Source organism: Nocardia sp. 348MFTsu5.1, assembly GCF_000383535.1.
In the GTDB taxonomy this organism is placed as follows: Bacteria; Actinomycetota; Actinomycetes; order Mycobacteriales; family Mycobacteriaceae; genus Williamsia; species Williamsia faeni.
Genome location: NZ_KB911511.1, coordinates 365,587 through 391,718 on the forward strand (window position 1 = coordinate 365,587; position 26,132 = coordinate 391,718).

The 26,132-nt window shown below is 65.6% G+C and carries 23 protein-coding genes and 1 pseudogene; 5 read left to right on the forward strand and 19 right to left on the reverse strand.

Annotated elements, in window-relative coordinates:
• Positions 1-149 precede the first annotated feature (149 nt).
• The 8 genes from H290_RS0108070 to H290_RS0108105 form a co-directional block, all read right to left on the reverse strand.
• Positions 150-1,124 carry a 2-hydroxyacid dehydrogenase gene (locus H290_RS0108070; RefSeq protein ID WP_028462936.1) on the reverse strand — a complete coding sequence of 325 codons (975 nt, stop codon included), beginning with the start codon at positions 1,122-1,124 and terminating at the stop codon, positions 150-152.
• Between the two features lie 17 nt (positions 1,125-1,141).
• On the reverse strand, positions 1,142-2,488 hold the full coding sequence (gene gudD / locus H290_RS0108075) for a glucarate dehydratase (RefSeq protein WP_028462937.1): 1,347 nt from the start codon (positions 2,486-2,488) through the stop codon (positions 1,142-1,144).
• A 104-nt stretch (positions 2,489-2,592) separates the two neighbouring features.
• The gene (locus H290_RS0108080; RefSeq protein ID WP_020106284.1) at positions 2,593-3,309 is read right to left on the reverse strand and encodes a sulfite exporter TauE/SafE family protein; all 717 of its coding nucleotides are present in this window, start codon (positions 3,307-3,309) and stop codon (positions 2,593-2,595) included.
• 32 nt (positions 3,310-3,341) lie between these two features.
• Complete coding sequence (locus H290_RS0108085; RefSeq protein WP_020106285.1) at positions 3,342-4,421, reverse strand: ABC transporter ATP-binding protein; 1,080 nt, start codon at positions 4,419-4,421, stop codon at positions 3,342-3,344.
• Positions 4,414-5,436: an ABC transporter ATP-binding protein gene (locus tag H290_RS0108090; protein ID WP_020106286.1), complete on the reverse strand. Its 1,023-nt coding sequence runs from the start codon at positions 5,434-5,436 to the stop codon at positions 4,414-4,416. The genes H290_RS0108085 and H290_RS0108090 overlap by 8 nt, the downstream gene beginning before the upstream one ends.
• Positions 5,433-6,452 carry an ABC transporter permease gene (locus H290_RS0108095; protein ID WP_020106287.1) on the reverse strand — a complete coding sequence of 340 codons (1,020 nt, stop codon included), beginning with the start codon at positions 6,450-6,452 and terminating at the stop codon, positions 5,433-5,435. The genes H290_RS0108090 and H290_RS0108095 overlap by 4 nt, the downstream gene beginning before the upstream one ends.
• Before the next feature lie 9 nt (positions 6,453-6,461).
• The gene (locus tag H290_RS0108100; RefSeq protein ID WP_028462939.1) at positions 6,462-7,388 is read right to left on the reverse strand and encodes an ABC transporter permease; all 927 of its coding nucleotides are present in this window, start codon (positions 7,386-7,388) and stop codon (positions 6,462-6,464) included.
• A 91-nt stretch (positions 7,389-7,479) separates the two neighbouring features.
• A complete protein-coding gene (locus H290_RS0108105; protein ID WP_028462940.1) occupies positions 7,480-9,060 on the reverse strand; it encodes an ABC transporter substrate-binding protein in 1,581 nt (526 codons plus the stop codon).
• Positions 9,061-9,425: 365 nt separating this feature from the next.
• Here H290_RS0108105 and H290_RS0108110 point away from each other — a divergent pair, with 365 nt between their 5' ends.
• Positions 9,426-10,457 carry a 2-hydroxyacid dehydrogenase gene (locus H290_RS0108110; protein ID WP_020106290.1) on the forward strand — a complete coding sequence of 344 codons (1,032 nt, stop codon included), beginning with the start codon at positions 9,426-9,428 and terminating at the stop codon, positions 10,455-10,457.
• Positions 10,454-10,849: a universal stress protein gene (locus tag H290_RS0108115; RefSeq protein WP_020106291.1), complete on the forward strand. Its 396-nt coding sequence runs from the start codon at positions 10,454-10,456 to the stop codon at positions 10,847-10,849. The genes H290_RS0108110 and H290_RS0108115 overlap by 4 nt, the downstream gene beginning before the upstream one ends.
• Before the next feature lie 18 nt (positions 10,850-10,867).
• On the opposite strand, the gene H290_RS0108120 is transcribed toward H290_RS0108115, so the two are convergent.
• From H290_RS0108120 to H290_RS28120, 10 genes and pseudogenes are all read right to left on the reverse strand, one after another.
• A complete protein-coding gene (locus H290_RS0108120; protein WP_020106292.1) occupies positions 10,868-11,761 on the reverse strand; it encodes a LysR substrate-binding domain-containing protein in 894 nt (297 codons plus the stop codon).
• Positions 11,762-11,846: 85 nt separating this feature from the next.
• Complete coding sequence (locus H290_RS0108125; protein ID WP_020106293.1) at positions 11,847-13,118, reverse strand: glucarate dehydratase family protein; 1,272 nt, start codon at positions 13,116-13,118, stop codon at positions 11,847-11,849.
• Entirely contained in the window at positions 13,118-14,086 is a 969-nt protein-coding gene (locus tag H290_RS0108130) for a 5-dehydro-4-deoxyglucarate dehydratase (RefSeq protein WP_255327731.1), read from the reverse strand. The genes H290_RS0108125 and H290_RS0108130 overlap by 1 nt, the downstream gene beginning before the upstream one ends.
• On the reverse strand, positions 14,083-15,681 hold the full coding sequence (locus H290_RS0108135) for an aldehyde dehydrogenase (NADP(+)) (RefSeq protein ID WP_020106295.1): 1,599 nt from the start codon (positions 15,679-15,681) through the stop codon (positions 14,083-14,085). The genes H290_RS0108130 and H290_RS0108135 overlap by 4 nt, the downstream gene beginning before the upstream one ends.
• Positions 15,682-15,950: 269 nt before the next feature.
• Positions 15,951-16,067 (reverse strand): annotated as a pseudogene (locus H290_RS31595) (alpha/beta hydrolase); the annotation flags it as partial.
• On the reverse strand, positions 16,068-17,636 hold the full coding sequence (locus H290_RS28115; protein WP_020106296.1) for an HNH endonuclease signature motif containing protein: 1,569 nt from the start codon (positions 17,634-17,636) through the stop codon (positions 16,068-16,070).
• 122 nt (positions 17,637-17,758) lie between these two features.
• A complete protein-coding gene (locus H290_RS0108145; RefSeq protein WP_231373534.1) occupies positions 17,759-19,441 on the reverse strand; it encodes a DUF2339 domain-containing protein in 1,683 nt (560 codons plus the stop codon).
• A gap of 418 nt (positions 19,442-19,859) precedes the next feature.
• Positions 19,860-20,534, reverse strand: coding sequence for a response regulator transcription factor (locus H290_RS0108150; protein WP_020106298.1), 675 nt, complete (start codon positions 20,532-20,534; stop codon positions 19,860-19,862).
• A complete protein-coding gene (gene macS, locus H290_RS0108155) occupies positions 20,534-21,727 on the reverse strand; it encodes a MacS family sensor histidine kinase (protein ID WP_231373535.1) in 1,194 nt (397 codons plus the stop codon). Before macS ends, H290_RS0108150 begins: the two co-directional genes overlap by 1 nt.
• A gap of 8 nt (positions 21,728-21,735) precedes the next feature.
• Positions 21,736-22,998 (reverse strand): AI-2E family transporter, encoded by a 1,263-nt coding sequence (locus H290_RS28120; protein WP_081631521.1) that lies wholly within the window; start codon positions 22,996-22,998, stop codon positions 21,736-21,738.
• 126 nt (positions 22,999-23,124) lie between these two features.
• Between H290_RS28120 and H290_RS0108165 the strand changes: the two genes are divergently transcribed.
• From H290_RS0108165 to H290_RS0108175, 3 genes are read left to right on the forward strand one after another with little or no spacing between them, the layout of a single operon-like run.
• On the forward strand, positions 23,125-24,258 hold the full coding sequence (locus tag H290_RS0108165; RefSeq protein WP_020106301.1) for a YbhN family protein: 1,134 nt from the start codon (positions 23,125-23,127) through the stop codon (positions 24,256-24,258).
• 30 nt (positions 24,259-24,288) lie between these two features.
• Entirely contained in the window at positions 24,289-24,690 is a 402-nt protein-coding gene (locus H290_RS0108170) for a DUF3054 domain-containing protein (protein ID WP_020106302.1), read from the forward strand.
• A 40-nt stretch (positions 24,691-24,730) separates the two neighbouring features.
• Entirely contained in the window at positions 24,731-25,480 is a 750-nt protein-coding gene (locus H290_RS0108175) for an SDR family oxidoreductase (protein WP_020106303.1), read from the forward strand.
• On the opposite strand, the gene H290_RS0108180 is transcribed toward H290_RS0108175, so the two are convergent.
• A complete protein-coding gene (locus H290_RS0108180; RefSeq protein ID WP_020106304.1) occupies positions 25,465-26,100 on the reverse strand; it encodes a TetR/AcrR family transcriptional regulator in 636 nt (211 codons plus the stop codon). The two genes, H290_RS0108175 and H290_RS0108180, sit on opposite strands and share 16 nt — an antisense overlap.
• Between the last annotated feature and the right edge of the window lie 32 nt (positions 26,101-26,132).

Genomic DNA, 26,132 nt, shown 5'->3' on the forward strand with positions numbered 1-26,132 from the left:
GAAAACGCTTTCGGCTCTGCAACTTTGGCACACTCGACGGCAACGAGGGCCCGCTCGGCGGTCGGTTCGGCACGGTCGACGGCAACGAGGGCACGGTCGACGGATCGGGACGGATGCGGGACGGAGCGCGGGGTTGGTTTGTTTGCCGATCAGCGGACGGTGCGGGCCAGGGTCTGGCCGCGCTCGAGCCGGCGGATGTTGTCGGCGATGTCGCGGACGCGGCCGACGAAGGTGTCCTGAGTGACCCCGGATGAGTGTGGTGTCATCAGGAGATTGGGCAGGTCGGCGAACGGGAGGTCGGCGGGGTTGCCACGGCCATCGGGATCCGGGTATGCATACCAGACGTCGATGGCGGCGGCGCGAATATGGTTGTGGCTCAAGGCGTCATAGAGTGCCTGCTGCTGGACGAGCGGTCCACGCCCGACATTGATCAGGACACCATCGGGACCGAGAGCGGCGAGTTCGGCCGGACCGATCATGCCGCGGGTGTGGCCGGTCAGTGGCGCCGACAACACGACGACGTCGGACTCGGTCATCAGTCGGCTCAGGTCGTCGCTGTCACCGGCCCAGGACAGACCTGCCGCAGCGGCGTCGACGGTGCCGCGACCGGTCACCGCGGATCCGGTGCACCCCAACGTCCGCAGCAGGTTCCAGCTCTTCGACCCGATGTGCCCGAAGCCGACGAAGCCGATATGCGCAGCGCTCATCGAGAGCGGTTGGGGAAGTGAATCGTCGTATACCGACGACGCCCACACACCGTGGCGCAGTGCCCGATCCTGGGTGAGGAATCCACGCCGCATCATGATCGCGGTGGACAGGACATACTCCGCGATCGAGTCCGCGTGGTGAAAGGTGTTGGCCACCTTGGTTCGCGGATCGAGTGATGCGAACGCCACCTTGTCGGTGCCGGCGCCCGCCACGTGCACCAACTGAAGTCGATCCGCCGCCGATGCCATCGCCGCGGTGAACTTGCCACCGACATAGACGTCGGCAGCAGGAAGGTCGTCGATGATCGCGGCTTCGTCGAACCGCTCATGCCAGCGCACCTCGGCCTCCGGCGGAAGCAAGCTTTCGAACAGATCGCGGTGCGGCAACAGGTTTCGGTCACCGACGACGATGCGCATCTTGGGTATCTCGTCGCTCACGCCCGCACCAGGGCGGGGCGTTTGCTGTCAAAGGTCCAGTTGGGCACCAGATATTGCATGCCCACCGAGTCGTCACGAGATCCGAGCCCCTCGCGGAGGTACAGCTCGTGGGCGGCCTCCACTTCGTCCATGTCGAGTTCGACACCCAGGCCGGGGGCGGACGGAAGCGTGAGATAGCCGTCGACGATGTCGTAGGGCTCCTTCGTGATCCGCTGCCCGTCCTGCCAGATCCAGTGGGTGTCGATCGCGGTGATGTCGCCGGGTGCGGCGGCGGCCACGTGGGTGAACATCGCCAGCGAGACGTCGAAGTGGTTGTTGGAGTGCGAGCCCCACGTCAACCCCCAGGCATCGCAGAGCTGGGCGACCCGGACCGACCCGGCCATCGTCCAGAAGTGTGGATCGGCGAGTGGGATGTCGACCGCACCGGATCGGATGGTGTGGCCCAGTTCGCGCCAGTCGGTGGCGATCATGTTGGTGGCGGTCGGCAGTCCGGTCGCCCGCTTGAACTCGCTCATCACCTCGCGACCGGAGAAACCGCCCTCCGGGCCGACCGGATCTTCCGCGTAGGCCAGGACGTCGCGCAATCCGCGGCAGGTCTCGATCGCCTCGGACAGCAACCATCCACCGTTGGGGTCGAGGGTGATCCGGGCATCGGGGAACTGCTCGGCGAGGGCGGTGACGGCGGCCGCCTCGTCCCGGGGTGCCAGTACGCCACCTTTGAGTTTGAAGTCGGCGAACCCGTAGCGGGACTGTGCGGCCGCCGCGAGCGCAACGATCGAGTCCGGGGTCAGCGCCTCCTGGTGCCGCAACCGCAGCCAGTTGTCGGTTTCGCCGGAGCCGTCGGCGTAGTCCAGCGCCGTCTTGTTGCGATCGCCGATGAAGAACAGATAGCCGAGCGCCTGCACCCGGTCGCGCTGCTGGCCGTCGCCGAGCAGAGCCGCCACCGGCACATCGAGGTGCTGGCCGAGCAGGTCCAGGAATGCGGATTCGACGGCTGTCACCGCATGGATGGTGACGCGCAGATCGAAGGTCTGGTTTCCGCGACCGCCGGCATCCCGGTCGGCGAAAGCACTGCGGATCGAGGCCAGAACGGCGTTGTGGTCGCCGATACCGCGTCCGACCACAAGATCCCGGGCGTCGGACAGCGTCTGCCGGATGGGTTCTCCTCCGGGCACTTCGCCGACTCCGGTGTTGCCGTCGGAATCCTTGAGCACCAACAGATTTCGGGTGAAGAATGGTGCATGGGCCCCCGACAGGTTCAGCAGCATGCTGTCCCGGCCGGCGATCGGGATCACCCGCATATCGGTGACCACCGGGGCGCCGCGGCTGTTATCTGACGTCATTGATCGAGCCTTTCGCTTGCGTGACCACGCTCACAGTCGAGGATAGGCGTGGTAATTGATGCGCGTCCAACACTCTTAATGGATAGAACGATGCGTATTAGGTATCAGAGGATCTGCTGGCCGATCAGCAGGACCGCACCGACCGACGAGATCCCGATCGAGAGCAACCGCAACCGCGCCGGATCGAGGAGGCGATTGACGAAGCGGGAGGCCACGTAGCCGAGCACCGTCACGGGGATCAGGACCACGAACATCTCGGTGTTCTCCCGCTCGATGGCGCCGGCCGCCGCGAGAACCGCGATCGACATCAGCGAACCCACCAGGAAGAACGCACTCATGTTCCCGCGCAGCCGGGCACCGGTCGAGCCCTGCAGAACCAGCGCCATCGGTGGTCCACCGATCGAGGTCGCCGTGCCGAGCAGACCGGACGCCGCGCCCGCGGTCGCCAGGTTGCGGCGCAACGGTGGTGGTGACCATCCCATCGTGGCCATGACGACACCGGCCAGCACCACCGCGGCCAGGAGCAGCGAGAGACCCCGTTCGGGGAGCAGCAACAGAAGTGCCGCGCCCGCAAGGGTTCCGGGCACCCGTCCGGCGAGTGCCCATCCGGTACCGCCCAGGTCCAGACTCTGCCGTTCGCGCACCACGACGAGCAGTGTGACCACCACCGCCGACATGATGAGCGTTCCCGGGATCAGGGTCGGGTCGACCAGCGCGACGACCGGGGCCGCGAGCATGCCCATGCCGAATCCGATCGATGCCTGCATGCAGGCCGCAGCGAAGACCGCGACGGCGACCAGGACAAATGCGCCGGCGCTCACCCGGCAGCGACTTTCAGACGTCGGGACATTCGTCAGACGTGTGCGGGCATACCGAGGGAGACCGCTGTCCGCGGATGGAAGCATTCCGCGATGTGGGTCGATTCGCCGAGCGCTGCGCGGATCGACTTGTCCGGTGCGACGCCGGTCGCGACCGGAGGCAGCGACTGGGCGCACTCGTCGGTCGCGTGCACGCAACGGGTCCGGAACCGGCAACCCGATGGTGGGTTCAGCGGCGACGGCACTTCGCCCTCGAGGATGATGCGGGTCCGGCGCGAGCTCGGATCGAGTGTCGGGGCCGCGGACATCAGCGCCTCGGTGTACGGATGCAGCGGCGAATCGAAAACCGTTTCCGTCGGGCCTGTTTCGACCATCCGGCCCAGATACATCACGGCGACCCGGTCGGCGACATGCCGTACGACCGACAGATCATGTGAGATGAAGATGTACGAGATGCCCAGCTCCTGTTGCAACTCGTTGAGCAGGTTGAGCACCTGCGCCTGGACCGAGAGATCCAGCGCCGACACCGGCTCGTCGCAGATCAGCACCGACGGCCGCAGGGCCAGTGCCCGGGCGATGCCGAGCCGCTGGCGCTGACCGCCGGAGAACTCCTGCGGGGACCGGTGCTCGTCGCTCGGACGCAGCCCCACCAGCTGCAACAGTTCGCGGACGCGGGCGATGCGATCGCGCTTGGACTGGTACAGCCCCTTGTGGGTACGCCACGGCTCGGAGATGATCTCGCCGGCCGTCATCCGCGCGTTGAGTGAGGCGTAGGGATCCTGGAACACCATCTGCACCCGGCGGCGCAGTGCGAGCATGTCTTTGCCCTTGAGGGTGTACGGATCGATGCCGTCCCAGGTGATCGTGCCCTCGTCGGGGCGCTCGAGCATCATCAGCGTTCGGGCGAGAGTGGACTTGCCGCAACCGGATTCACCGACCAGTCCCAGCGTCTCGCCGCGCGCGAGGTCGAGATTGATCCCATCGAGGGCACGCAGTTGCGTATTCCCGTCCTTGCCGGCGGGTACCTTGAACGACTTCGTGAGGTTCCGGACCTCCAGGACGCCGGGGTTCGCGGTTTCAGACCCGATGGATTCAGGCTTGGTGAAATCAGGCATTGCCGACCTCCTCGGTGAAGTGGCACGCGGCCGCGCGGTCGGTGGCGACCGAGAGCAGTGCGGGCCGGGTGCTGACGCAGATGGCCTGGGCCAGTGGGCATCGTGCTTGGTAGACGCAGCCGGACGGAACCGAATGCAGATCGGGCGGGGTGCCGCCGATGGACTTGAGGTCTTCGCCGCGCTTGACGTTCACCGGCACCGAATCGAGCAAGCCCTTGGTGTAGGGGTGCTTGGGATTTCCGAATACTTCCGCGACCCGTCCGGTCTCGACGACGTTGCCCGCGTACATGATTGCGACCCGGTCGGCCTCCTCGGCCACCAGCGCCAGATCGTGGGTGATGAGGATGACGGCCATGTCGAACTCGGTCCGCAGATCATTCAGCAACGACATGATCTGGGCCTGGACGGTGACGTCGAGGGCGGTGGTCGGTTCGTCGGCGAGCAGTACCTTCGGGCTCAGCGCAACCGCCATCGCGATCAGCAGACGCTGGCGCATACCACCCGAGAACTGGTGCGGGTACGAATCGATACGCGACTCGGGTTCAGGGATCCCGACACGCTCCATCAGCCGAATCGCCTCGTGTCTGGCATCTTTCGCCGACATCTTGCGGTGGAGACGGAACGGTTCGGCCAGCTGGGTTCCCACGGTGTACACGGGATTGAGTGCGGTGAGCGCATCCTGGAACACGATGGCGAGCTCGGTGCCGGCGACCTGACGGCGCTTGCGCTTGCTGGCGGTGATCAGGTCCGTGTCACCGAGGACGACCGAACCGTCGGTGATGTCGGCGATCGGATCGAGCAGACCGACGATCGCCTGTGCGGTCATCGACTTGCCGCATCCGGATTCGCCGAGCAGCGCCAGGGTTTCGCCGCGGCGTGCCACAAACGAGACGTGATCCACGGCGCGCACGACACCGGTGGGGGTGCGCAGGTCGACGGTGAGGTCGGTGACATCGAGGGCGACACGATCACCCGTGGTGTCGGAATCGGAATCGGCGAGGGCTGGAGCACTCATGCGACTGCCTTTCGTGAGGAGAACATCCGACGGCGTTTGCGCGGCACGGTCAGGCGCCAGCGCTGTCCGGGATCGGTGGCGATCCGGGCCCAGGCCGCCAGGACGGTGGCCGCGACGGTGGTCACCACGATGGCCAGGCCGGGGAAGAACGACAACCACCAGGCGGTCTGCAGGTAGGTGCGGCCTTGCGAGACCATCAGGCCCCAGCTGATCTCGGGCGGCTGGATGCCGATACCCAGGAAGCTCAGTGACGATTCGGCGAGCATCACGAAGCAGAAGTCGAGGGTGGCGACGGTGAGCAACGTCGGTAGCAGGATCGGCAGAACGTGCCGGCGGATGATCGATCCGCTGCTGGCGCCGAATGTCCTTGCCGCATCGACGAAGATCCGGCTCTGCAGCTCGGCCGATTCGGCCCGGGCGGTACGCAGGTAGATCGGGATGCGGGTGAAGGCGAGGACGAGCACGATGTTGGCGGCACTCGGCGAGAAGACATACAGCACCACCACGGCGAGCAGCAGTGACGGGAAGCTCATCATCACATCGGCGATCCGCATGGCGGTGGTCTCCCGCCAGCCGCGGTGATACCCGGCCCACATCCCGATGACCGAACCGATCACGCACGAGATCAGGACGGCCGGCAAGGCCACCATCATGGTGGTGCGGCAGGCGACGATCAGCCTGGCCAGCATGCTGCGGCCCAGCGGGTCGGTCCCGAGGATGTTCATGAATCCGGTGTCGAGGTTGAACGGGGACAGGTTCGACTCGTCCAGGTTCTGGTCGTAGGCGGCGTCTCCGACCAGCCAGGGCCCGAATGCGGCGACGAGTAGGACGAAGACCAGAATCGCGGCGGCGACGGTGGCCATCGGATCTCGCAGGAGCAGTCGCCAGAGCGGCATCTTGCCCGAAGGCGCCTTGCCCTTGGCGACGGAATCGCCCGTGAGGTCCGTGGGCGCGACCTGCGAACCGGTCGGGTCTGTGACTTCGGTGGAGCTGTATGGTCCGGTGGCAATCGACATGGTGTTCTCCTAGACCTTGACCTTTTCGCGGACCCGCGCATCGAGCAGCGCGTATCCGACGTCGATGACGACGTTGAGGATGAAGATGCTGACGGCGGTGAGCAGGACCGCGGCCTGCAGGACCGCGAAGTCGCGTTGCAGGATCGAATCGATCATCAGCTTGCCGATACCCGGCCAACCGAAGATCACCTCGACAACCACCGCACCGTTGACCAGCGCGACGGCCAGGTCGCCGGCGACGGTCAGTGCGGGGGCGGCGGCGTTGCGCAGGGCGTGATGCGTGACGACCCGGAAATCACCGGCGCCCTTGCTGCGTGCGAGTCGTACATACGGTGCCGAGAGGGCCTGCACCATCGCGCCGCGGACCACCTGGGTCAAGACCCCCAGTGGGCGGATCAGCAGCGTGGCGATCGGCAGGATCCAGGCCAGGCTGCTGCCGGTACCCGATGTGGGCAACCACCCGAACACCACGGCGAAGATCCAGATGCCGGTGATGGCGAACCAGAAGTCGGGGACGCTGGCGGCGGTCATCGACACGAGCGACGAGAAGCGATCGGCGAGGGAGTTGGGCCGGAATGCTGCCCAGCAACCGAGGATCACCGAACCGACGATGGCCAGCAGCATGGTGAAGAACGCCAGCTGCAAGGTCGCCGGGAAGGCCCGGAGCGCCATCGAGGCGGCGGACTCACCGGTGCGCAGTGATTCACCGAAATCGAGGTGGGCCACCCCGGAGAGGTAGTCGCCCATCTGGCCCCAGACCGGCTTGTCCAGTCCGTTCTCGGCGGCGAACTCGGCGCGCTGGTCGGGTGTGGCCGAGACGGGCAGGTAGAGGTTGGTCGGGTCACCGGTGAGACGGGCGAGCAGGAATACTCCGAAGAGCACCACCAGCAATGGGATGAGGCTGGTGTACATGCGGCGCCTCAGGAATGCGAACATCTCTCACCGCTTTCTCGGGTGGGGCGGATGGATCATGGCGGGTACTCCAAAAAGGGCTGAAAGAGCGCGGGTGGGCTGGAGAAAACGGGTGTCAGTCATTGCCGGACGATTCGGCGTGTTTCATCTCGGCCAGGCGCATTTCATCGCCGGTTCCCGAGTTCGGTTGGTAGGCAACCGACGTGGCCTTCGCCAGCACCGCGTTCATGTGTGCGATGTAGGCGTACTGCCGGATGAGCCGGGGCTCGTCGGCCAGGACACCGGCAAACGCGGCCTGACGGGCGTCACCGATCTGCTCCTGTGCGGCGACGATCTCGGCGTCGTATTCCGGTGTGCCGTACGTACTCTGGTATCCGTCACTGAGCAGGTACTGCTCTGCGGTGAACTGGGCGTCGCCGGCCTGGTTGCCGTGCTGCACCATCAGCATCACCGGTCCGGCATCAGGGAATGGCCGGATTTGATACTGCATCTGGCCGGAGGTGTCCATCATCTCGATCTTGACGTTGAGGCCGACCTGGTCGAGCGAGTTCTGGATGACCTCGATCGTCTCGTTGATCTTCGGGAACTGCCCGGTCCGGCCGATCAGCTTGATCTCCTTGTCGACCGGAACGCCGTCTGCCTTGGCCTCGGCGACAAGCTCTTTGGCGCGTTCGAGATCGTAGGGAGTCGGGGTGAGCTGATCGTTGTAGCCGACGATGCTGTTGCCGACGAGTTGTGCAGCCGGCTCCCCGAGCCCGCGGAACAAGGCCTTGACGATTCCGGCCCGGTTGATCGACAGATCAATGGCTTCGCGGACGCGGTAGTCGTCCAGCGGCGGTTCGGTCGCCTGCAGTCGCAGGGCGGTGGTCTCGTTGTTCGGGTAGGCGACTCCTAGATCGCCGGCACCGTCCTCGGGGCCGAGGTAGGTGGCGATCTCCGCCTCGTCATTGGTCACCATCGCCGCGCGCACGCTGCCTTCGGTGCGCCACTGGTAAACCGCTCGCGTGTAATCGGGTGTGGGGCCTGAATATTCGGGATTGACGGCCAGTGCGAGCTTCTGCCCGGCATCCCAGTAGTCGACCTGGTACGGGCCGGTGCCGATCGGGATGCGGACTTTGTCCGTCGCGTCAGTGGTGTCGGGGACCATCTCAACAAAGGAGATACGCAGCGGGAGAATCGGGTCAGGTGTCACGGTCGTGACAGTGACAGTCGCCGGATCGACGGCCTCGATGCCGAGATCGTCGTCACCGAAGACATAGCCGTCGACGTCGCAGCCGATCGACGAGTTCACCGTGCGGTCGATCGAGAAAGCCGCGTCGTCGGCATCGAACGTGGTGCCGTCGCTGAACTTCACGCCCGGGTGCAACCGGAACGTCCATGTGGTCGGCGACGTCTGCTCCCAGGAATCGGCCAGTTTGGGCCCCAGATCGCCGCTGATGGGATCGCGCTCGACGAGCGGCTCGGTGATGTTGGACCGGACAATCGGGCCGGTGGCTGTCAGCGACGCGTCGCATGGTTCGAGTGTGGGCGGCTCCTGCGGGAGCACGATGCGCAAGGTGTCGGGGCTGGCGGCGTCGGTCTGCGTCGTGTTCGCGACGGAACAGCCGGTGGCCAGGACTGCGGCGGCGGCCAGTGCGACGGCTACACGCAGGGTGTGGCGTCGGGATGCCGGCTGCGGCGGGGCTGCGGCGTGCATGGTTCCTCCGTTGTGAAGATGAATCGCGTCGATCGTCAGACGCTGACCGTTTGTGACGGTAGCCACAACGTAGGAGGGCCTCGAAAGCGCGTCAACAGGCCAAAACGCCTGTAGAGGGCACTTTTCACCTGTAATTGGCATCACTCCGTGGCCGGACCGGTGACGTGAATCACTCCAAATATACCGCCTGACCTGCCAGTTTCCTCGAGCGCTCAAATCCGCCGCGGACGAACCGCCTGACAACCATGCCGTTTCGGTATCAGTCCATGTTATTTACGAGTTGGACAGGTATTCCTGGGCGGGCTTACCGTGTGTTGAGCCCATCAGAGGACCACGCCGGTTCTCACGTGCCGTCAGGAGATGCGATGGTCAACGCACAAGCCACCACAGCAGAGCCCAAATCTGTTGGGGCGCAGCCCACTACCCGCTTCACCGGGAACGGTAAGGTATTGCAGGTCGGCCCCCTCAAGCCGTCGCTCGCGCAGACTCTGTCCGCCGACTACGACGCCCTGCTGCTCCCTGTCGACGAATCCCGTCCCGCGTTCCTCGCCGCGCACGGCGACAGCGTGACCGCGGTGGTCACCTCGGGCCGCACCGGCGTCGACGCCGCGTTGATGGCCGACCTGCCCAATCTCGGCGCCATCGTCCACTTCGGGGTCGGCTACGACACCACCGACGTCGAGGCCGCCACCGAGAAGGGTGTCGGGGTCAGCAACACCCCCGATGTCCTCACCGACTGCGTCGCAGACACCGCACTGGGACTCCTCATCGACACGCTGCGGGGATTCTCCGCGGCAGACCGGTATGTCCGGGCCGGACGCTGGCCACGTGAGGGCAACGTCCCGCTGACCCGCAAGGTCAGCGGATCCCGGGTCGGCATCATCGGACTCGGACGGATCGGCACGGCCATCGCCGATCGTCTGACCGGCTTCGGCTGCGACATCGCGTACCACAATCGCCGTGAGATCCCCGGTTCGCAGTATCGATACGCGGCGTCGGCAACCGAACTCGCATCGTCCGTCGACATCCTGGTGATCGCGGCGTCGGGAGGCAAGGGGACACAGCAGCTCGTCGACCGCAGCGTCCTGGAAGCACTTGGGCCACAAGGATTCCTGATCAATGTGGCACGCGGCAGCGTCGTCGACGAGGTAGCGCTGACCGAGTTGCTCCGCTCAGGCGGTCTCGCCGGTGCCGGGCTCGACGTCTTCGCGGATGAACCGAATGTCCCCACCGAATTGTTCGATCTCGACAACGTCGTCCTGCTCCCGCACGTCGGCAGCGGCACCACCGCAACCCGCGCCGCGATGGAGGCACTCACCTTGCAGAATCTCGACGAATTCCTTGCCACCGGAACACTCACCACAGCTGTGGTGCAACCGAAAGCGGTGAAGTCATGAGCGTTGTGCTCAGCTACGTACCGACCAACGAGGGCCGCGGAGCACTCTCCTTCGGCTTCGCCGAGGCGCGGATGCGCCGCACCGATCTGCTGGTCGTCGCCGAGAACGAGAGCGCCTCGTCGCCGGAGTTCGAACTCGATCTGGCCGCGGCTCGCCACGCGGCCGACGCCGGCGACGTCGTGGTGAAGGTCGACCCCAACGAACCCGGACTTTCCCACTCCGACAACCTCATCGACGCGTCGTACCGCGACGACGTCGAGCTGATCGTGATCGGACTCCGGCGCCGATCGCCTGTCGGAAAGCTGTTGACCGGCAGCGCAATGCAGCGTGTGCTGCTCGACGCCCAGTGCCCCGTCACGGCCGTCAAGCCGCCGGTCCAACCCGCGCTCTGACCCCGAATCGGGCGGGTTCTAGATCCACTCCCGTTGGGGTAGAACATCTTCCATGAGCCTGGCCAGTGCCGGATTCTGGTTGCCCGGCCGCCAGGCGGCATTCATCTGAACCGGCCGGTCGCGCACCGACGTCACCTCTTTGAAGACCACACCCTCCGGGTGCATGGTGGCGGCCGATTCTGGCACCAGAGCCATCCCCAGACCGGATCGCACCAGCACCAGCATCGTGTGCACCTGCGTCACGTATTGGACGTATCTCGGTGTCGCGCCGACGATCGTGAAGGTACTGATCAGCAGTTCGTGGAAGTACCGGGCGTCGACCGGCGAATACATCACGACGGGACGGTCGTCGAAATCCTCGATGGTGAGGTGCTCGGCGTCGACCAGCTCGTGGTCGACGGGCAGGGCCGCGATCAACCGTTCATGATGGATGGGCCGGCTGCTGATGCCCGGGCGGGTCATGATCGGGCGCACGAGTCCTAGGTCGAGCTCTCCACCTGACAGTGACTCGATCTGCGCCGACGAAACCATCTCGCGCAGAACGAGCTTCACGTCGGGAAGGATCTCCCGGGCGGATGCCAGCAGGCGTGGCAGAACCGCGTGCGCCGAGGCGCCGGTGAATCCGATGATGACGGTTCCCAGATCGCCGGCAGGCACCCGGCGCACGGTCAGCACCGCGCTCTCCGACAGCCGGACGATACGGCGGGCGTCAGGCAGAAAAGCGGTGCCGGCAGCGGTCAGCGTCACCGACCGGCTGGTCCGGTCGACGAGCTGGACGCCGAGTTCGCTTTCGAGCTGCTGAATCTGCCGACTCAGCGGTGGCTGCGTCATGTGCAGACGCTCGGCCGCCCGCCCGAAATGCAGCTCTTCGGCGACAGCGATGAAGCACGTGAGGCGCGCCAACGAGAACATTGATCCACTCCCGGTATCGAGAAGCGGGCGCAACTGCACCCTGATGGATCAATGTACTAGGCAGCAGGAGGGGTCCGGGCCGGATTCACCAGCGCGGGGAGGTGTTTTCGAACGTCGGATCGACGGATTTCATGTAGCCGGTGTCGTCCCGGTCGCGGATCCCGCAGTCGAGGTACTGCTGATGCAGAGCGGCCAGCGCATCGTCGTCGATCTCGACCCCGAGTCCGGGTGCGGTCGGTACCGGCACGGCTCCGTCGACGATGGACAGTGCGCCCGTTGCGATCACGTCCTCGCTCTTCCACGGCCAGTGGGTGTCGCACGCGTAGGTGAGGTTCGGTGTCGCGGCAGCCAGGTGGACCATGGCGGCCAGCGAGATCCCCAGATGCGAGTTGGAGTGCATCGACAACCCCAGTCCGAACGTGTCGCAGATCCCGGCCAGCAATCGGGATCGCTGCAATCCGCCCCAGTAGTGATGGTCGGAGAGGACCACCGCGACCGAGTTCTGCCGGACCGCGGGTTTGAGCTGGTCGAACGCGACCACGCACATGTTGGTGGCCAGCGGCATCTTCGCCTCGGCCGCGACCTCGGCCATACCCTCGAGTCCGGGTGTCGGATCCTCTAGGTACTCGACGATGCCCGCGAGTTCCGAGGCCACCGTCACCGAGGTGTCGACGGTCCACGCGGCGTTCGGGTCGAGCCGCAGCGGCAGGTCGGGGAAGGCAGCTCGCAGCGCCTTGATGGCGGCGATCTCCTGCTCGGGCGGGAACACGCCGCCCTTGAGCTTGATCGCCTTGAAACCGTATTCGCCGATCATTCGCCGGGCCTGGCGGACCAGGCCGTCGGGATCGAGTGCCTCACCCCACGCATCGGGTTCGGCGCCGGGATGGCCCGCCCACTTGTAGAAGAGGTAGGCGCTGAACGGAACCTCGGTGCGGACCGCGCCACCGAGGAGGTCGGACACCGGCCGGCCGAGGGCTTTGCCCTGCACATCGAGGCAGGCGACCTCGAACGGTGACAGCACCCGGTCGGTGGTGCTGGCGGTCGTGATCATGCCGGCGACGCCGTCCCCACCGGTGATCGACAGCGTGCCGAGCACGGTATCGATGGCCTCGCGCAGAGTGCCCAGTGCGAACACGTCGATCCCGACGATCGCCTCCGCCGCCGCTTCCAGCCGCGCCAGGTGCGCGGTGTCGGCGTAGGTCTCGCCGAGACCGACCAATCCGGCATCGGTGTCGAGCTGAATGATCGCGCGGAGCGCGTACGGCTGGTGAACCCCGACGGTGTTGAGCAACGGCGGATCGACGAAGGCGACCGGTGTGATCCGCGCGCCGGTGATCAGGATCGGCTTCTCCGACATCAGACCGCGGACGCCCGGGTCAGTGCGTTATCGAGCACTGCGCGACCGGCGGCGGTGATGGCGATCAGTTCCTGCTCGTGCTCGGGGGTCAGGGCGACGAGCGGTGCGCGCACCGGTCCGGCGTTGATCCCCTCCATGGTGACACCGAACTTGACCAGGGAGACCGCGTATCCGGGGACCAGGTTCCGCAGGCGGACGAGTGGGTGGAAGAAGTTGCGCAACAGGGCTTCCGCGAGTTCGTCGTTTCCGGACTCGAGCGCGTTGTAGAACGCCAGCGCGATCTCGGGAGCGAACGCGAACGTCGCCGACGAGTACAGCGTGACACCGATGGCGCGGTAGGCCTGCTGGGTGATCTCGGCGGTCGGTAGCCCGTTGAAGAACAGGAACTCCTTCCCCGACGGCGCGAGTGCGTCCTTGACTGCGATGACTATGCGGGCGACGTTGTCGAGATCGCCTGTCCCGTCCTTGAATCCGATCACTGTGGGCAGTTGCGCCACCGCAACGGCACTGGCCTCGTTGTAGACCGCGGAGCCGCGGTTGTAGACGATGAGCGGGAGATCGGTGGCCGCAGCCACCGCCCGGGTGTATTCGACGAGCCCGGCGGGCGGCATCGTCACGAGGTACGGCGGCAAGAGCAGGATGCCGTCGGCGCCGGCGGTCTTGGCGCTGACCGCGAACTCCTTGGCCTGGACGAGGGAGCCGCCGGCGCCCGCGAATACGGGGACCCGGCCGGCCACCACCTCGACCGCGGTAGCCACGATCCGGCCGAACTCTTCGAGGCCGAGGGCGTGGAATTCTCCTGTGCCACAGGCGATGAACACGCCACCGGGACCGGCCGCGATACCTCTTTCGAGGTGCTCGGCGAGCAGCGTGTAGTCCACCTCACCGGACTCGGTGAACGGGGTGACGGGAAAGAACAGGACTCCGTCGAGCATGGCTTTGTCTCCTTGTGTGGGTACGGGTGTCAGTCTTGGGTGAGTTGGCCGTCGATGCGGCGCCAGAGGTGATCGGGGTTGCCGTCGGCGATGGCCGAGGGCAGTAGTGCGGGCGGCACGTCCTGATAGGCGACGGGACGCAGGAACCGTTCGATGGCCAGCGACCCGACCGATGTGCTCCGGGAGTCGGAGGTCGACGGGTACGGTCCGCCGTGGACCATCGCGTGACCGACCTCGACCCCGGTGGGCCAGCCGTCGAACAGGATTCGGCCGACCTTGAGTTCGAGGACCTTGAGTAGCCGGCCGGCCTCGTCGAGGTCGGAGTCGTCGGCGTGCACGGTGGCGGTCAGTTGGCCCTCGAGTGCGGACGCGACGTGGCGGACCTGCCGCGCATCGACGCACCGCACGATCAGACTCGCGGAGCCGAAGACCTCTTGCTGCAACACTTCCGACGCGAGGAACAACTCGGCATCCGTGCTGAACACCGCGGCGGCGCAGGCGTTGGGTGCGTCGGTGGCCGCGGCCCGGGCCTCTACCTTCGAGGCGTTCGACAACGCCTGGACACCGTCGGCGTACGAGTTCGCGATGTTCGGGGTGAGCATCGGGGTGGGACTGCTGGCGGCGACTGCGGCTCCGGCCGCCTCGACGAAAGCGTCGAGGCCAGGGCCGTCAACGGCGATGACCAGCCCTGGATTGGTGCAGAACTGGCCCGATCCCAGGGTCAGCGATCCGATGAATGCCTTGCCCAGTTCCGCGCCACGGGTGGACAGTGCCCCTTCGAGGAGGAAGACGGGGTTGATGGAACTCATCTCGGCGTAGACCGGGATCGGCTCAGGCCGCGACGCAGCTGCGGCAACGAGAGCCGTTCCGCCCGAACGTGATCCGGTGAACCCGACGGCCTTGATCCGGGGATCGGTGACGAGTCGGGTTCCCAGTCCCTGGCCGGATCCATACAGGAGGGAAAAGGTCCCGGCCGGCATCCCCGAGCGACTGATCGCGTCGGTGATCGCACGTCCGACCAGTTCGGAGGTACCGGGATGGGCATCGTGTGCTTTGACCACCACCGGGCAGCCCGCCGCGAGAGCCGAGGCGGTGTCGCCGCCGGCCACCGAGAACGCGAGCGGAAAGTTGCTGGCGCCGAACACCGCAACGGGTCCGAGGGGAACCTTGCGCTGCCGGATGTCGGCGCGGGGCAGTGGAGCGCGATCGGGCTGCGCCGGATCGATACGTGCACCGTTCCAGCCGCCGTCGCGGAGTACTCCGGCGAACAGGCGCAGCTGGCCCGCGGTGCGACCCACCTCTCCGGTGATCCGGCCCTTGGGCAGACCCGATTCGGCGCTCGCCCGGTTGATCAGGGTTTCACCGAGTCCTTCGAGGTTCTCGGCGATCAATTCGAGAAAGGCGGCCCGAACCTCGGAGGGGGTGGACCGATAGGCGTCGAACGCCGCTGCTGCCGCGGCGCAGGCGGCCTCGACGTCGTCGTCGGAACCGTGGGCATAGCCGGGCTCGAGTGCGGTGTCGGTCGATGGATCCAGACCTCGCACGATGTCGCCGGTGCCCGTCACAAAGCGTCCCGCGATGATCATCTGGCCGGTCAGCGCGTCGATCCGGTCAACCGTTGCTGTCATGTCGATTCCTTGCCTTGTGGTTCATTCGCGCTCGTCGCTGCGAGGGACGTGGACAACCCGGATCACGCCTGGGGCTTCGTCAAAGCGTGACCCGGGTCATATGACGACCGTAGGACGGCCATTCATTCCTGTCCAAGTCAAATATCGGTGCATTCGATAGCCAGGTTGTATCGACGCACGTGGGGCCACCTACCTCCGCTTACCCCACCACGGCATCGATGACAGACTGCGCCGCCGCCTCGAGCTGCGCCAGACCGGGTTCCTCCACCGAGGGTTCTGCCGTAGAGCGGCAGATCCGGCACCAGTACGTCCACGTCCCCGGCGGCAGTAACGCCGGCCAACGGCCAGAGCGCACCCGCGTGACCACCGGCTCCGTGGACGACCAGTCAGGCAGCGATGTATGTTGCGCGTCGCCAACCGAAGTCGATCTTGTAGGCCGACGATTCGGCAGCCTTCTGCTCGAACACTGCCCGGGCGCGCTCCTTGAACCAATCGGCATCAGCATCGCTCTCCGGATTCCACATCTCCGGATTGGTGAAATACTTCTCCGGAAAATGCGTGTTGTTCGGTTCGGGTGGGCTCAGGGAGCCGCGTTGCCGCCACCCGACCCGGCCCTGCCAGCCCGGCGGACCAGTCCCTTCGTTGATGATTTCGGTGATCCACCCCGTATCACCATCGTTGACCTGAGCATGGTCGGGGCCGCAGACCAGGGTCAGGACGGTGATGTCCGTGCGACCACCTTTGGAGTACTCATCCATGTGGTGCACCGCGCACTCGGTGGCCGGCGCGTCACACCCCGGACGTGAACAACCCCGCTCCGCAGCTATCAGCGCCAGACGTTGATCCGCCGTCGCCAGCCGCTTCTCACGACCCCAGAACAGCGGCCGATGCTTGTCATCCAGCAACGCCAGATACTTACGACTCACCCCCGCCAACTGCAATGCATCCTTGATGGTCATCACACCACCGGAAGCGGTGGTCGCCAGGCCCGTTTCGGCCTCGAGCTGTTCGAGGGTCATGGTCACGATTACCTTGGCCGGCAGACCGCGGTGCTGACCGAGCATGCCTTGCCCGACCACCATCTCCATCAACCGTTTGAACGCATCATGATTACGCTGCCCCGGCGTCCTGGTATCACGTTTCGCGGCGGCTTCAAGTGTTTCCTTATCGGCTTTGTCGGCCGGACCAGACGGCGAATCTGGATCATTCGGGTTGTTCATCCCTTGCGCCGCCCACTTCGCGGCCACCACGTCCCACAGCGCTTTGGTTGCCGGATCCAGATGACCGGTAATCCCGGACATATGGTCGGCCCCCTGCTTCGACACCTTCAAATCACGTTTCTGAGCCCGGTCGACATCATCGAACTCACCATCAGGATTGAGGTAGTTGTGAAGATGCAAACCCACCCGTTTCAACTCATCGGGATCCATCGTCCGCGCCGCCTGCGCCATCAGCCGCTCACCCTCAGACCACAGAGCCAGATCGCTACGAATCGTGCCAGGCAACGCCCGCAACACCTCGTGAATGACGTTGTAGTGAGCGATCCCGATTGCCCCGTCCCGCACCGCTTCCCACGTATTCGGGTACACCGGCGGCACCACCTCGCCGGACGGGGTGTGCCACTGCCCCACGCGTTCAGACCTTTTCGACCGGGCACTGGCCTCAGCGGCCGAGATACGCAACTGGTGACGCAGGAACTTGTTGTGCTTTAGCCCCTGTTTCGCAGCGACCGACCGTTCCCGCAACTCGACCGTGATCCGCACCTTCACCGCCTCATCACGACGGGTCTGCGACTCCACAGCTTGGGCGAGGTCGACGGTTTCTTTGTCCGACAACGTCGCCAACGACACATCAACGAGCCTGCGCGACAACACCTCACGGACAGCAACAATCTCCTCCGCATCAAGGGCCATGCCCTTGATGCGGTCGATCAGATCTGCCACCCCCGACGTCATAAAACAGTTCTATCAGCCCCCACCGACAAGCCGATGTGCTCGACATTTGCGGCCCGGTCAACGACGATATCGGCACGGTCGGCGGCGATTTCTGAGTCACGGTCGACGGGTGGGCCGCGCCGTTACTGGCGCAGTTCGGTCATGGTTGCCTCACCCTGGCCGAGTGCCCGGGCGTAACCGGAACCGAGTGCCAGCAGGATCAGGCCGACCACGATGAACACCGTGACCCGGAAGATCCCGTTCAGCGTCGCCAGGTCGAAGAGGAACAGCTTCGCCACGGCGGCGGCGGTCAGCAGCAAACCGGCTGTGACAACGATGTTCCGGCCGATTCCGCCGAACATCCTGCGACCCTTGGCAATCGAGATGGAGATGACCAGCAGGCCGGCGGCAACGATCATCCAGCAGATGGTCGCGGCCACGTGTCCGCCGAGGAATCCGCCGTCCGGGCCGCCGAAGGCCACGCCGGCGGTCACGGTCAGCGCGGTCACGGCGTAGAGGGAGGCCAGCGCGCCGAGGATTCCGAACCCCTGAACATTCTGCGCCGAATGACGTTCAGTGGCCTGGTACCACGACCACACGAGAGTCCAGACCGCAACGACGACCAGAACGCTGGCGACGATCACCGAAACTGCGTGCAACACAGCGAGTTCTGTGGATGCGAGCAGCTGTTCCGGCGGCGAGATCGCCAGGTAGCCGACACCACCCAGGACACCGATGGACGTGGCGACCACGCGGCCGACCAGGTCATGCCGGGCAGCCACCGCGATCACGATCGACATCGCGAGGAGGACCGGGGCGATCACCGGACCTTCGAAGGCCACGGCAACCCCGACAACCGCTGCGACGGCAGAGCTTGTTGCGTAGACGTACCGGACGGCGTTGTGCTGTTCACGGTCGAGAAGGGCCACCACCAGCAGCAGTACGGCCACGCCCCCGATGAGTCCGGCGGACGTCCACCGATCGAAGATCAAGGGCGACAACAGAACCGGCAGTGCTGTGGCGCAACCGAGTAGTGCGGTCAGGGGCGGCAGTCTGGTGCCCCGCGCCAGCACCGCCGAGGTGGTGATCCCGAATGCCGCGGCGACGGACATCGCGACGACCCCCACCACCAGGTGCTCGTCGTCGCCCACGACACTTGCCGCGATCCAGGCGAGCTGGACCGACGTGGCTGCGGTGACCCGCACGGCGTGCAGCCAGATCCAGTCTTTTCCGAGCTGGATCGGGAAGGAACCGATCGCCATGGCGAGCATGGATCCGACGAGCAGCAGCGACGGTCCGGCGGTGAGTACGGGAGCGAGAATGAAGACCGGGACCAGGACCAGCAGCGCCAAATGTTCTGAATCCCAACGACGGGCCAGCAACAGGCCGCTGAAGGTGATCAGTCCGGCCAGGACGAGGCCGCTGTAGTCGGGTAGCCAATCGTAGATGCGGGTGATCGCAACAACATCGAAGTATGCCGCGGCAATACCGGTGGCAGACAGTGCGATCGCCCCCACCCGGCCACCTGGCCGCTCCGCCATCCACACAGCGGTCATGACCAACGCGATCGCCAGCACGCCTCCGGCCACGACCCGGATCTCAGGGCGCAAGATGCCCGCCTGCGCGGCCAGCACCAGCATCATCACGACGCCGATCAGGGTCACCGTCACACCGGCGACCGCCAGGACCTTGCCGATCAGACCGCCACCGGATTCGGCGGTCATCCGCTGCCACAACGACGGCTTGGAGGGTGGCGGTGGTCCGGGCCGGCGAGACGCGGAGGCACTGTAGGCAGACGGGTAGGGACCGGTCGGAACCGTTGACATCTGCGGCGCCGCAGGCCGGTGCACCGGCGGCCCCATCGGCTGCGGGTGCCAGGCCTGAGGTTGCGGAGCCCGCGGTTGCATCGCTTGGGGCTGCGGCCGGGGGGCCGGCTGTGGTTGCGGCTGTGGTTGAGGCTGCGGCCGGGGCGCCGGCTGTGGTTGTGGTTGTGGTTGAGGTTGGGGCTGCGGCTGTGCCCGTAGCTGGGTGAGCACGGTGTGCAGTTCGTTCAGATCGCCCGACACACGAGCAAACTGATTCGACAAAGAGTTGAACTCGGAGGAAAGCCGGCTGATGACGGCTTGGTTCGGTTGGGTCATGTTTCGATGGTCGCGGGAGCAGGCCCCGCACGGATGAGTAGCACTACTCAGCCGGCCTAGGGACTTGCCGCAAAGTACACCTGCCATGCGGCCGTCGGCGTGCTCATTCCGGTTCGGTGTCGAGGCCGTGTTCGATGGCATAGCGGGTCAGCTCGACGCGGTTACCGAGCTGCAGCTTCCGCAGAGTCGCCTGGACGTGGTTCTCCACGGTGCGATGACTCAGGGTGAGCTTCGACGCAATCTGCTTGGCGCTCAATCCTTTTGCAACGTACCGCAACACCTCGGTCTCCCGGTCGGTGAGCGCCGGTGCATCACCGGCCCGGCCCGGGTCGCGGGCAATGCGCCGGTACTCGCCCAGCACCAGACCGGCCAGCCCCGGGGTGAACACCGCTTGCCCCGCTGCCGTCGCCCGGACCGCCGCCAGCAGTTCCTCCTTGGACGCACTCTTGACCAGATATCCGCCGGCGCCCGCCTTGACCGCCTCGAGCACGTCGTCACGCTCATCAGAGGCCGAGAGCACCAGGACCCGCGTGCGGGGCGAGACCTCGAGGATCCCGACCGTCGCCTCGGCCCCGTTGCCGTCAGGCAGCTGCATGTCCATCAGCACCACATCCGGCTGCACCGCGCGCCCACGGGCGGTGGCGGCGGCCACGCTGTCGGCAACGGCCACAACGTCAAAACCCGCGTCGGCCAGGTCGCGGGCCACACCCTCCCGCCACATCGGGTGGTCGTCGACCACCATCACCCGCAACACCGCCGCATCTCCCGCATCGGCCATCAGTCCTGTACCTCCCCGTTCCTGTCGCCCGCGTGCTTCGACACCGTGAGCTCCCATTCGGTTCCCTCGCCGGGCCCGGTGTCGAGCTTTGCCGTACCGCCGAGGGCCTCGATCCGCTCCACGATCGATCTCGACACACCCATGCGGCCCTGAGCTCTCGCCTCTCGGAGCCGACCGTCCTCGATCCCGGATCCGTCGTCACGAACGCTCACCACAACCTGATCACCGAGGTCTTCGACGAGCACATAGGCCCGCGCCCCGGCCCCGGCATGCAGGCGGACATTGTCGAGCGCGTTGACCACTGCGGCTTCCAGTTCCATCGCCCGAAAGTGGTCCAGCAGCACCGGTTCTCCCGGTTCGCTGATCGTCACCAGATCGTCGGCATGGGGCCGCAGCAACATACGCAGATCCACGTCGGCGGCCTTCTGATCGGTCAACGGCGGTTCGATGTCGGCGATCAGACGGCGAAGCGACCGCTCCTGTTCACCAGCAATCCGGGCCAGTTGTGCCGTCTCGCCACCGATCTCGGCTCCGCGCCTGCTGATCAGGGCAAGGACCTGCAGTACCCCGTCGTGCACCTGCCTGCTGAGCCGATCCCGTTCCGATGCCGCCGCGGCAAGCCGCAGCGCGCGGGTGATCCGTTCATGGTTGCGACGAGCGGCCTGGGCGGCCAACCCCACCCCGATGCCCACCGCCAACAATACGACGACGGTGGCGTCCCGGCCGACGTTCAGGTCATAGCCACCCTTGGCCACCGCGCTGGCCGCGCGAACCGCGAGAGCGAACCCGGCGCCCACCACCGGTCCGCTCAGGATCGCCGCGGAGACAACCGAATTGGTCGCCCACAACGTCGTCGGAAACGACTGGTTGTCCGCGGCCCACTGCGGCGAGGCCAACCACCGGGTCACGAGGATCAGGCCGCAGGCGATCACCAGATCCATGCCGACCCAGAACGGGCGGCGCCCGGGGCCTTTCAGGTACAAGATGGTGCTGACACCCGTCCACAGCGTCAGCAGTGCGAAGAAGAACCAGCTCCATCCGACCCGTTCGTAGTCGTCGTGGACCGCGAGCTGAAAACCCAGGGCGTAGACGTAACTCAGCAGACGAAAGACCTGTGCGGCCCGCCACAGCGGACCCACCGGGTCGTCGTCGGTGTCCGCGGATCGCCCAGATGCACTCAAAGATCGGGTCACGGGTGTTCTCAGCCGGAATCGCCGGTGTTGTCCTGCTCGGGCTCCGGCGCCCGGTCGGTCTTGTCGGGGGCGTCGTCTTCGTCCCACTTCGGCTGATCCGGACTGGCCTCGTACATCCGCTCGTGTTCGTGCCGGGCGACCGCGGCGTATTCCGCGAGTTCCGGATCAGATTCGGTCAGGTGAGATTTGGCCACCAATGTCCGCACCGCGGTGTTCAGGAACGCGATGATCGGGACCGCCAGCAGACCACCGACGATGCCGGCGGTGACAATCCCCGCGGCGATAGCGAGCACAACAGCAACGGGATGCAACCGCACCGAACGACCGAGCAAGAACGGCTGGAGGACATGGCTTTCGAGCTGCATCACCGCCACCACCACGGCAAGCGCAATAAGTGCGACAACCCAACCCTGGGTCACCAGCGCAACCACCACGGCCAGGCCACCGGTGGCCAGGGCACCGACGATCGGGATGAATGCACCGATGAAAACCAGGGAGGCCAGTGGTAATGCCAAGGGAACCTGCAGGATCGCCAGACCAACACCGATGCCGATTGCATCCACGGCTGCCACGACGACTGTTGCCCGCACATATCCGACCAGGGTCCCGAATCCGTTGTGTCCTGCCTCCCAGACCTTTTCGCGGGCGTTCACAGGAATCGCCAGGGTCAGGAAGCGCCAGATCTGACCCCCGCCATAAAGGAAGAAGATCATCAAGAACAGCATCAGGAGCCCACCGGTGACGATCTCGCTGACCGTCGTGGCCGTCGACAGCGCACCGGAGGTCACATTGTCCTGGTTGTCTTTCAAGACATTGATCGCGTCATCGCCGAGATGGTCGACCTGATCTTCGGCGACGTTCAACGGCCCATCGACGAGCCAGTCGCGGGTCTCATTGATGGTCTTCTCGATCTGGTCGGTCAGTTCCGGAAGTCCATCGATGAACTGCTGCACGACAAATGCCATGATCCCGACGATCATTCCGATCGCGACCAACAACGTCCCGAACACCGCGAGTGCGCGGGGCATACCGCGACGGTTCAGCCAATCGACCATCGGGACCAGGAACGCGGAACCCAGCACCGCGAGCCCGACCGGCACGACAACCGCTTCGTACTCGGAGACAACCAGCGACACCACGTACAGCCCGGCGACGATCACCAACAGTCGCCAGGACCACTCGGCCGCGGCCCGGACAACCGGATGCACGCTCAGTCGATCGGCCGTCCGACCGTCGATCACACCGCCACTCGGGGGTTTCGGCTCGCTCACCTGCGCAACATTAGACGCGAGCGGCCCACTACGCGCTAGAGTCGATCGGACGGCATCGAGCCACCCAGGCTCTTTGATGCCTCCTGGTCATCAAGTCGGACACTGCGGACCGATAGGCTGCACACCATGACGGCGACGAACGGTACCCGCCGCCAGTTCTGGTGGGTGCGATGGCTGGTACTCGCACTCGTTTTGGTGATCCTGGGCGTCGAGGCCTACCTGGTCTGGCCGAAGCTCAAGCAAACCTGGTTCCACCTCGACGAGATCGAGTGGGATTGGGTTGCGCTGTGCATCCTGGCGGCGTTTCTGTCGATGGACAGCTTCGCCCAGGTGCAGCGCGCATTGCTGCGATCGGCCGGGCTCAAGATCGGGCAGTGGCAGTCGCTGTCGGTGATCCTCGCTGCGAACTCGCTGAGCCAGACGATGCCCGGCGGCCAGGTGCTGGCACCGGCGTTCACCTACCGCGAGACCCGCCGGTGGGGCGCCACCCCGGTGGTCGCGTCCTGGCAGGTGGTGATGTCCGGACTGATGATGGCTGTCGGCCTCGCCGTCCTCGGTCTCGGTGGAGCGCTGCTCGCCGGCGCCCAGACCAGCCCGTTCTCGATAATCTTCTCGATCAGTGGCTTCTTGGCCTTCGCGCTCGTTGCCGGGTATGTCGCCCGCAACCCGCATTCGATCGAGGGTCTCGGCGTCACAGTGCTGCGCTGGTTCAACAACATGCGCGACAAACCATCCGACCACGGCGTCAACCGCTGGCAGGAAATCCTGCGACAACTCCAAGCCGTCCAACTCAAACCCAAGGAAACATCGATCGCCTTCGGCTGGTCGATGTTCAACTGGGTTGCCGACGTCGCCTGCCTGGCGTTTGCCTGTTACGCGGTGGGCGGTCAACCGAGCATCTCCGGGCTGATGGTGGCGTATGCGGCCTCCAAGGCCGTGGGCTCCGCCATCCCGTTGCTCCCGGGCGGTCTCGGTGTTGTGGACGGGGTCCTGGTACCCGCACTCACGTCAGCGGGCATGGGCGCCGGCGCGGCCGTGACCGCCGTCCTGGTGTACCGGATGATCAGCTACCTCGGGGTGGCTCTGGTCGGCTGGGTGGTGATCTTTGTCAAGTTCCGCACCACGTACAAGTCTTTGGAAAGCCCCGACGAGGTCGAGAAAGAAATCGAGGAAGAGATCGACGCCGAACTCGACCTGAACAAGTCGCCGGAAGGCGAGTCGCCGGACAAGGGTGATACTCCGCCCGACACGGTTCGCTGAACGCGGCCACAGCCCGCTAACGTGTCGGGTATGCGCCGACTCTTCACCGCTCTGGCAGATCTTTGCGCGGTGGTCGTCTTCGCGTTCATCGGACGGATGAATCACGACGAGGGCCTGACCTTGCAGGGAGTCTTCAGCACCGCCTGGCCATTCGTACTCGGCGGTGCAATCGGCTGGTCGCTGGCCTACCTGTACGCACACATGCGCGCCGACCACGGCAGCCCCTACCCCTTCCGCCCCGAACGGGTGGTCCCGGACGGTGTGCTGATCTGGGTCGGAGCCGTCGCCGTCGGCATGGTGTTGCGTCACCAGTTCCATCAGGGTGTGGCATTCAGCTTCATCATCGTCGCGACGATTGTCCTGGGTTTGTTCCTGCTCGGATGGCGGGCGGCGCGCGTCACGGCGCTCCGCCGGCGGGCCGTGACTGCCTGACCGGTCACCACCGGCAACGGCGCTGACGAAAGGATCGAGCATGACGACCTATCTGATCACCGGAGCCACCGGCCAGATCGGCACTCCCACCACCGCAGCGCTACGAGCCGACGGCCACGATGTGCGGGCACTGAGTCGGCGTCGCGGACCGGGTCTGGTCACCGGTGATCTGATGAGCGGTACCGGTATCGACGCCGCGATGGCCGACGTCGACACCGTCATCCATCTCGCAACCACAAACGGCGCCAAAGACATTCAAGTCGCGAAGAACCTGTTCGCGGCGGCTGCGAGCGCCCACGTCCGCCATGTCGTACTGCTCTCGATCGTGGGCATCGACAAGATCCCGATGGGCTTCTACAAACAGCGTCTCGCAATCGAATCCCTGGCAACAGCGTCGGGGGTGCCGCTGACCGTGCAACGATCAACGCAATTTCATCCGTTTGTCGACACCTTGTTCAGCGCCCAGCGTTTCCTGCCGGTGGTCATCGCCCCGTCGATCCGGTTTCAGCCGATCGCAACACAGGAGGTCGCGGCCAGGCTGGTGACTCTCGCCGCGGGTGAACCGTCGGGCCGGGTCGACGATATCGGTGGCCCGGAGCAACGGACCACGGCCGATCTGCTCTCCGCCTGGAAGAAGGCCAAGGGATCTCGCCGGCCCGCCCTGCCGCTACGGCTCCCGGGAAAACTGTTCAAGGCATTCGCCGCCGGCAACAACCTCGTACCCGGAACACCGTTCGGGCACGCGACATTCGATCAGTACCTGGCGCAGAAGTATCACAGCGGCCGATGACCGACCGCATCCCGCGCGACGGCCTGATAGCGCGCGATCACGTCCGCTTCGCTGGCCGGACCATCGGGCCGGAACCACATCGCAACGGCGGTACAAGCGGTGACCACGAATCGTGACGCCTCCACCGGGTTCTGCGTGGTGAACGCACCACGCCGGACACCGTCGTCGATGACCCTGTCGAAAATGCGTTGCTGCGCATCACGATTGGCAATCACCCGTTCGAGGGCCACCGCGTCGAGGCTGCGCAGTTCGGAGTTTCCGATATAGCTCTCCATCGGGTTCTGCGCGTGGACGCCGACGTGGGTGCTGACGATCGCATCGAGGCGGGCGGCCGGTTCCGCGGGCGCGTCCAGCAGAGCCCGTTCGGTGGCCTCGACCAGCGCAGAGCCACCACGGACCAGAATCGTCACCAGCAGTTCGTGTTTGGATCCGAAGTGGTTGTAGATCGAACCCGGACTGATACCGGCGAACGTCGCGATGTCCCGGATCGACGTGCCGTGGTAGCCGCGGGCCGCAATCATCTGGACCGCCGCACTGAGGATGGCCCGGGCCGTCGGGTCGTCTCCCTCCCGGATCGCGGCAGTGGTGAACGCCCGGGCACCCTCATCAGCTTTGGCCATCGACTACCTCTCACACGCGGTCACAGTGAACG

Excerpts from the sequence above, each read along its gene's own strand:
- H290_RS0108070 (WP_028462936.1), bottom strand. The coding sequence starts at position 1,124 with ATGCGCATCGTCGTCGGTGACCGAAACCTGTTGCCGCACCGCGATCTG.
- gudD (WP_028462937.1), bottom strand. The coding sequence starts at position 2,488 with ATGACGTCAGATAACAGCCGCGGCGCCCCGGTGGTCACCGATATGCGG.
- H290_RS0108085 (WP_020106285.1), bottom strand. The coding sequence starts at position 4,421 with ATGCCTGATTTCACCAAGCCTGAATCCATCGGGTCTGAAACCGCGAAC.
- H290_RS0108090 (WP_020106286.1), bottom strand. The coding sequence starts at position 5,436 with ATGAGTGCTCCAGCCCTCGCCGATTCCGATTCCGACACCACGGGTGAT.
- H290_RS0108095 (WP_020106287.1), bottom strand. The coding sequence starts at position 6,452 with ATGTCGATTGCCACCGGACCATACAGCTCCACCGAAGTCACAGACCCG.
- H290_RS0108100 (WP_028462939.1), bottom strand. The coding sequence starts at position 7,388 with ATGTTCGCATTCCTGAGGCGCCGCATGTACACCAGCCTCATCCCATTG.
- H290_RS0108105 (WP_028462940.1), bottom strand. The coding sequence starts at position 9,060 with ATGCACGCCGCAGCCCCGCCGCAGCCGGCATCCCGACGCCACACCCTG.
- H290_RS0108110 (WP_020106290.1), top strand. The coding sequence starts at position 9,426 with ATGGTCAACGCACAAGCCACCACAGCAGAGCCCAAATCTGTTGGGGCG.
- H290_RS0108115 (WP_020106291.1), top strand. The coding sequence starts at position 10,454 with ATGAGCGTTGTGCTCAGCTACGTACCGACCAACGAGGGCCGCGGAGCA.
- H290_RS0108120 (WP_020106292.1), bottom strand. The coding sequence starts at position 11,761 with ATGTTCTCGTTGGCGCGCCTCACGTGCTTCATCGCTGTCGCCGAAGAG.
- H290_RS0108125 (WP_020106293.1), bottom strand. The coding sequence starts at position 13,118 with ATGTCGGAGAAGCCGATCCTGATCACCGGCGCGCGGATCACACCGGTC.
- H290_RS0108135 (WP_020106295.1), bottom strand. The coding sequence starts at position 15,681 with ATGACAGCAACGGTTGACCGGATCGACGCGCTGACCGGCCAGATGATC.
- H290_RS28115 (WP_020106296.1), bottom strand. The coding sequence starts at position 17,636 with ATGACGTCGGGGGTGGCAGATCTGATCGACCGCATCAAGGGCATGGCC.
- H290_RS0108145 (WP_231373534.1), bottom strand. The coding sequence starts at position 19,441 with ATGTCAACGGTTCCGACCGGTCCCTACCCGTCTGCCTACAGTGCCTCC.
- H290_RS0108150 (WP_020106298.1), bottom strand. The coding sequence starts at position 20,534 with ATGGCCGATGCGGGAGATGCGGCGGTGTTGCGGGTGATGGTGGTCGAC.
- H290_RS0108165 (WP_020106301.1), top strand. The coding sequence starts at position 23,125 with ATGACGGCGACGAACGGTACCCGCCGCCAGTTCTGGTGGGTGCGATGG.
- H290_RS0108170 (WP_020106302.1), top strand. The coding sequence starts at position 24,289 with ATGCGCCGACTCTTCACCGCTCTGGCAGATCTTTGCGCGGTGGTCGTC.
- H290_RS0108175 (WP_020106303.1), top strand. The coding sequence starts at position 24,731 with ATGACGACCTATCTGATCACCGGAGCCACCGGCCAGATCGGCACTCCC.
- H290_RS0108180 (WP_020106304.1), bottom strand. The coding sequence starts at position 26,100 with ATGGCCAAAGCTGATGAGGGTGCCCGGGCGTTCACCACTGCCGCGATC.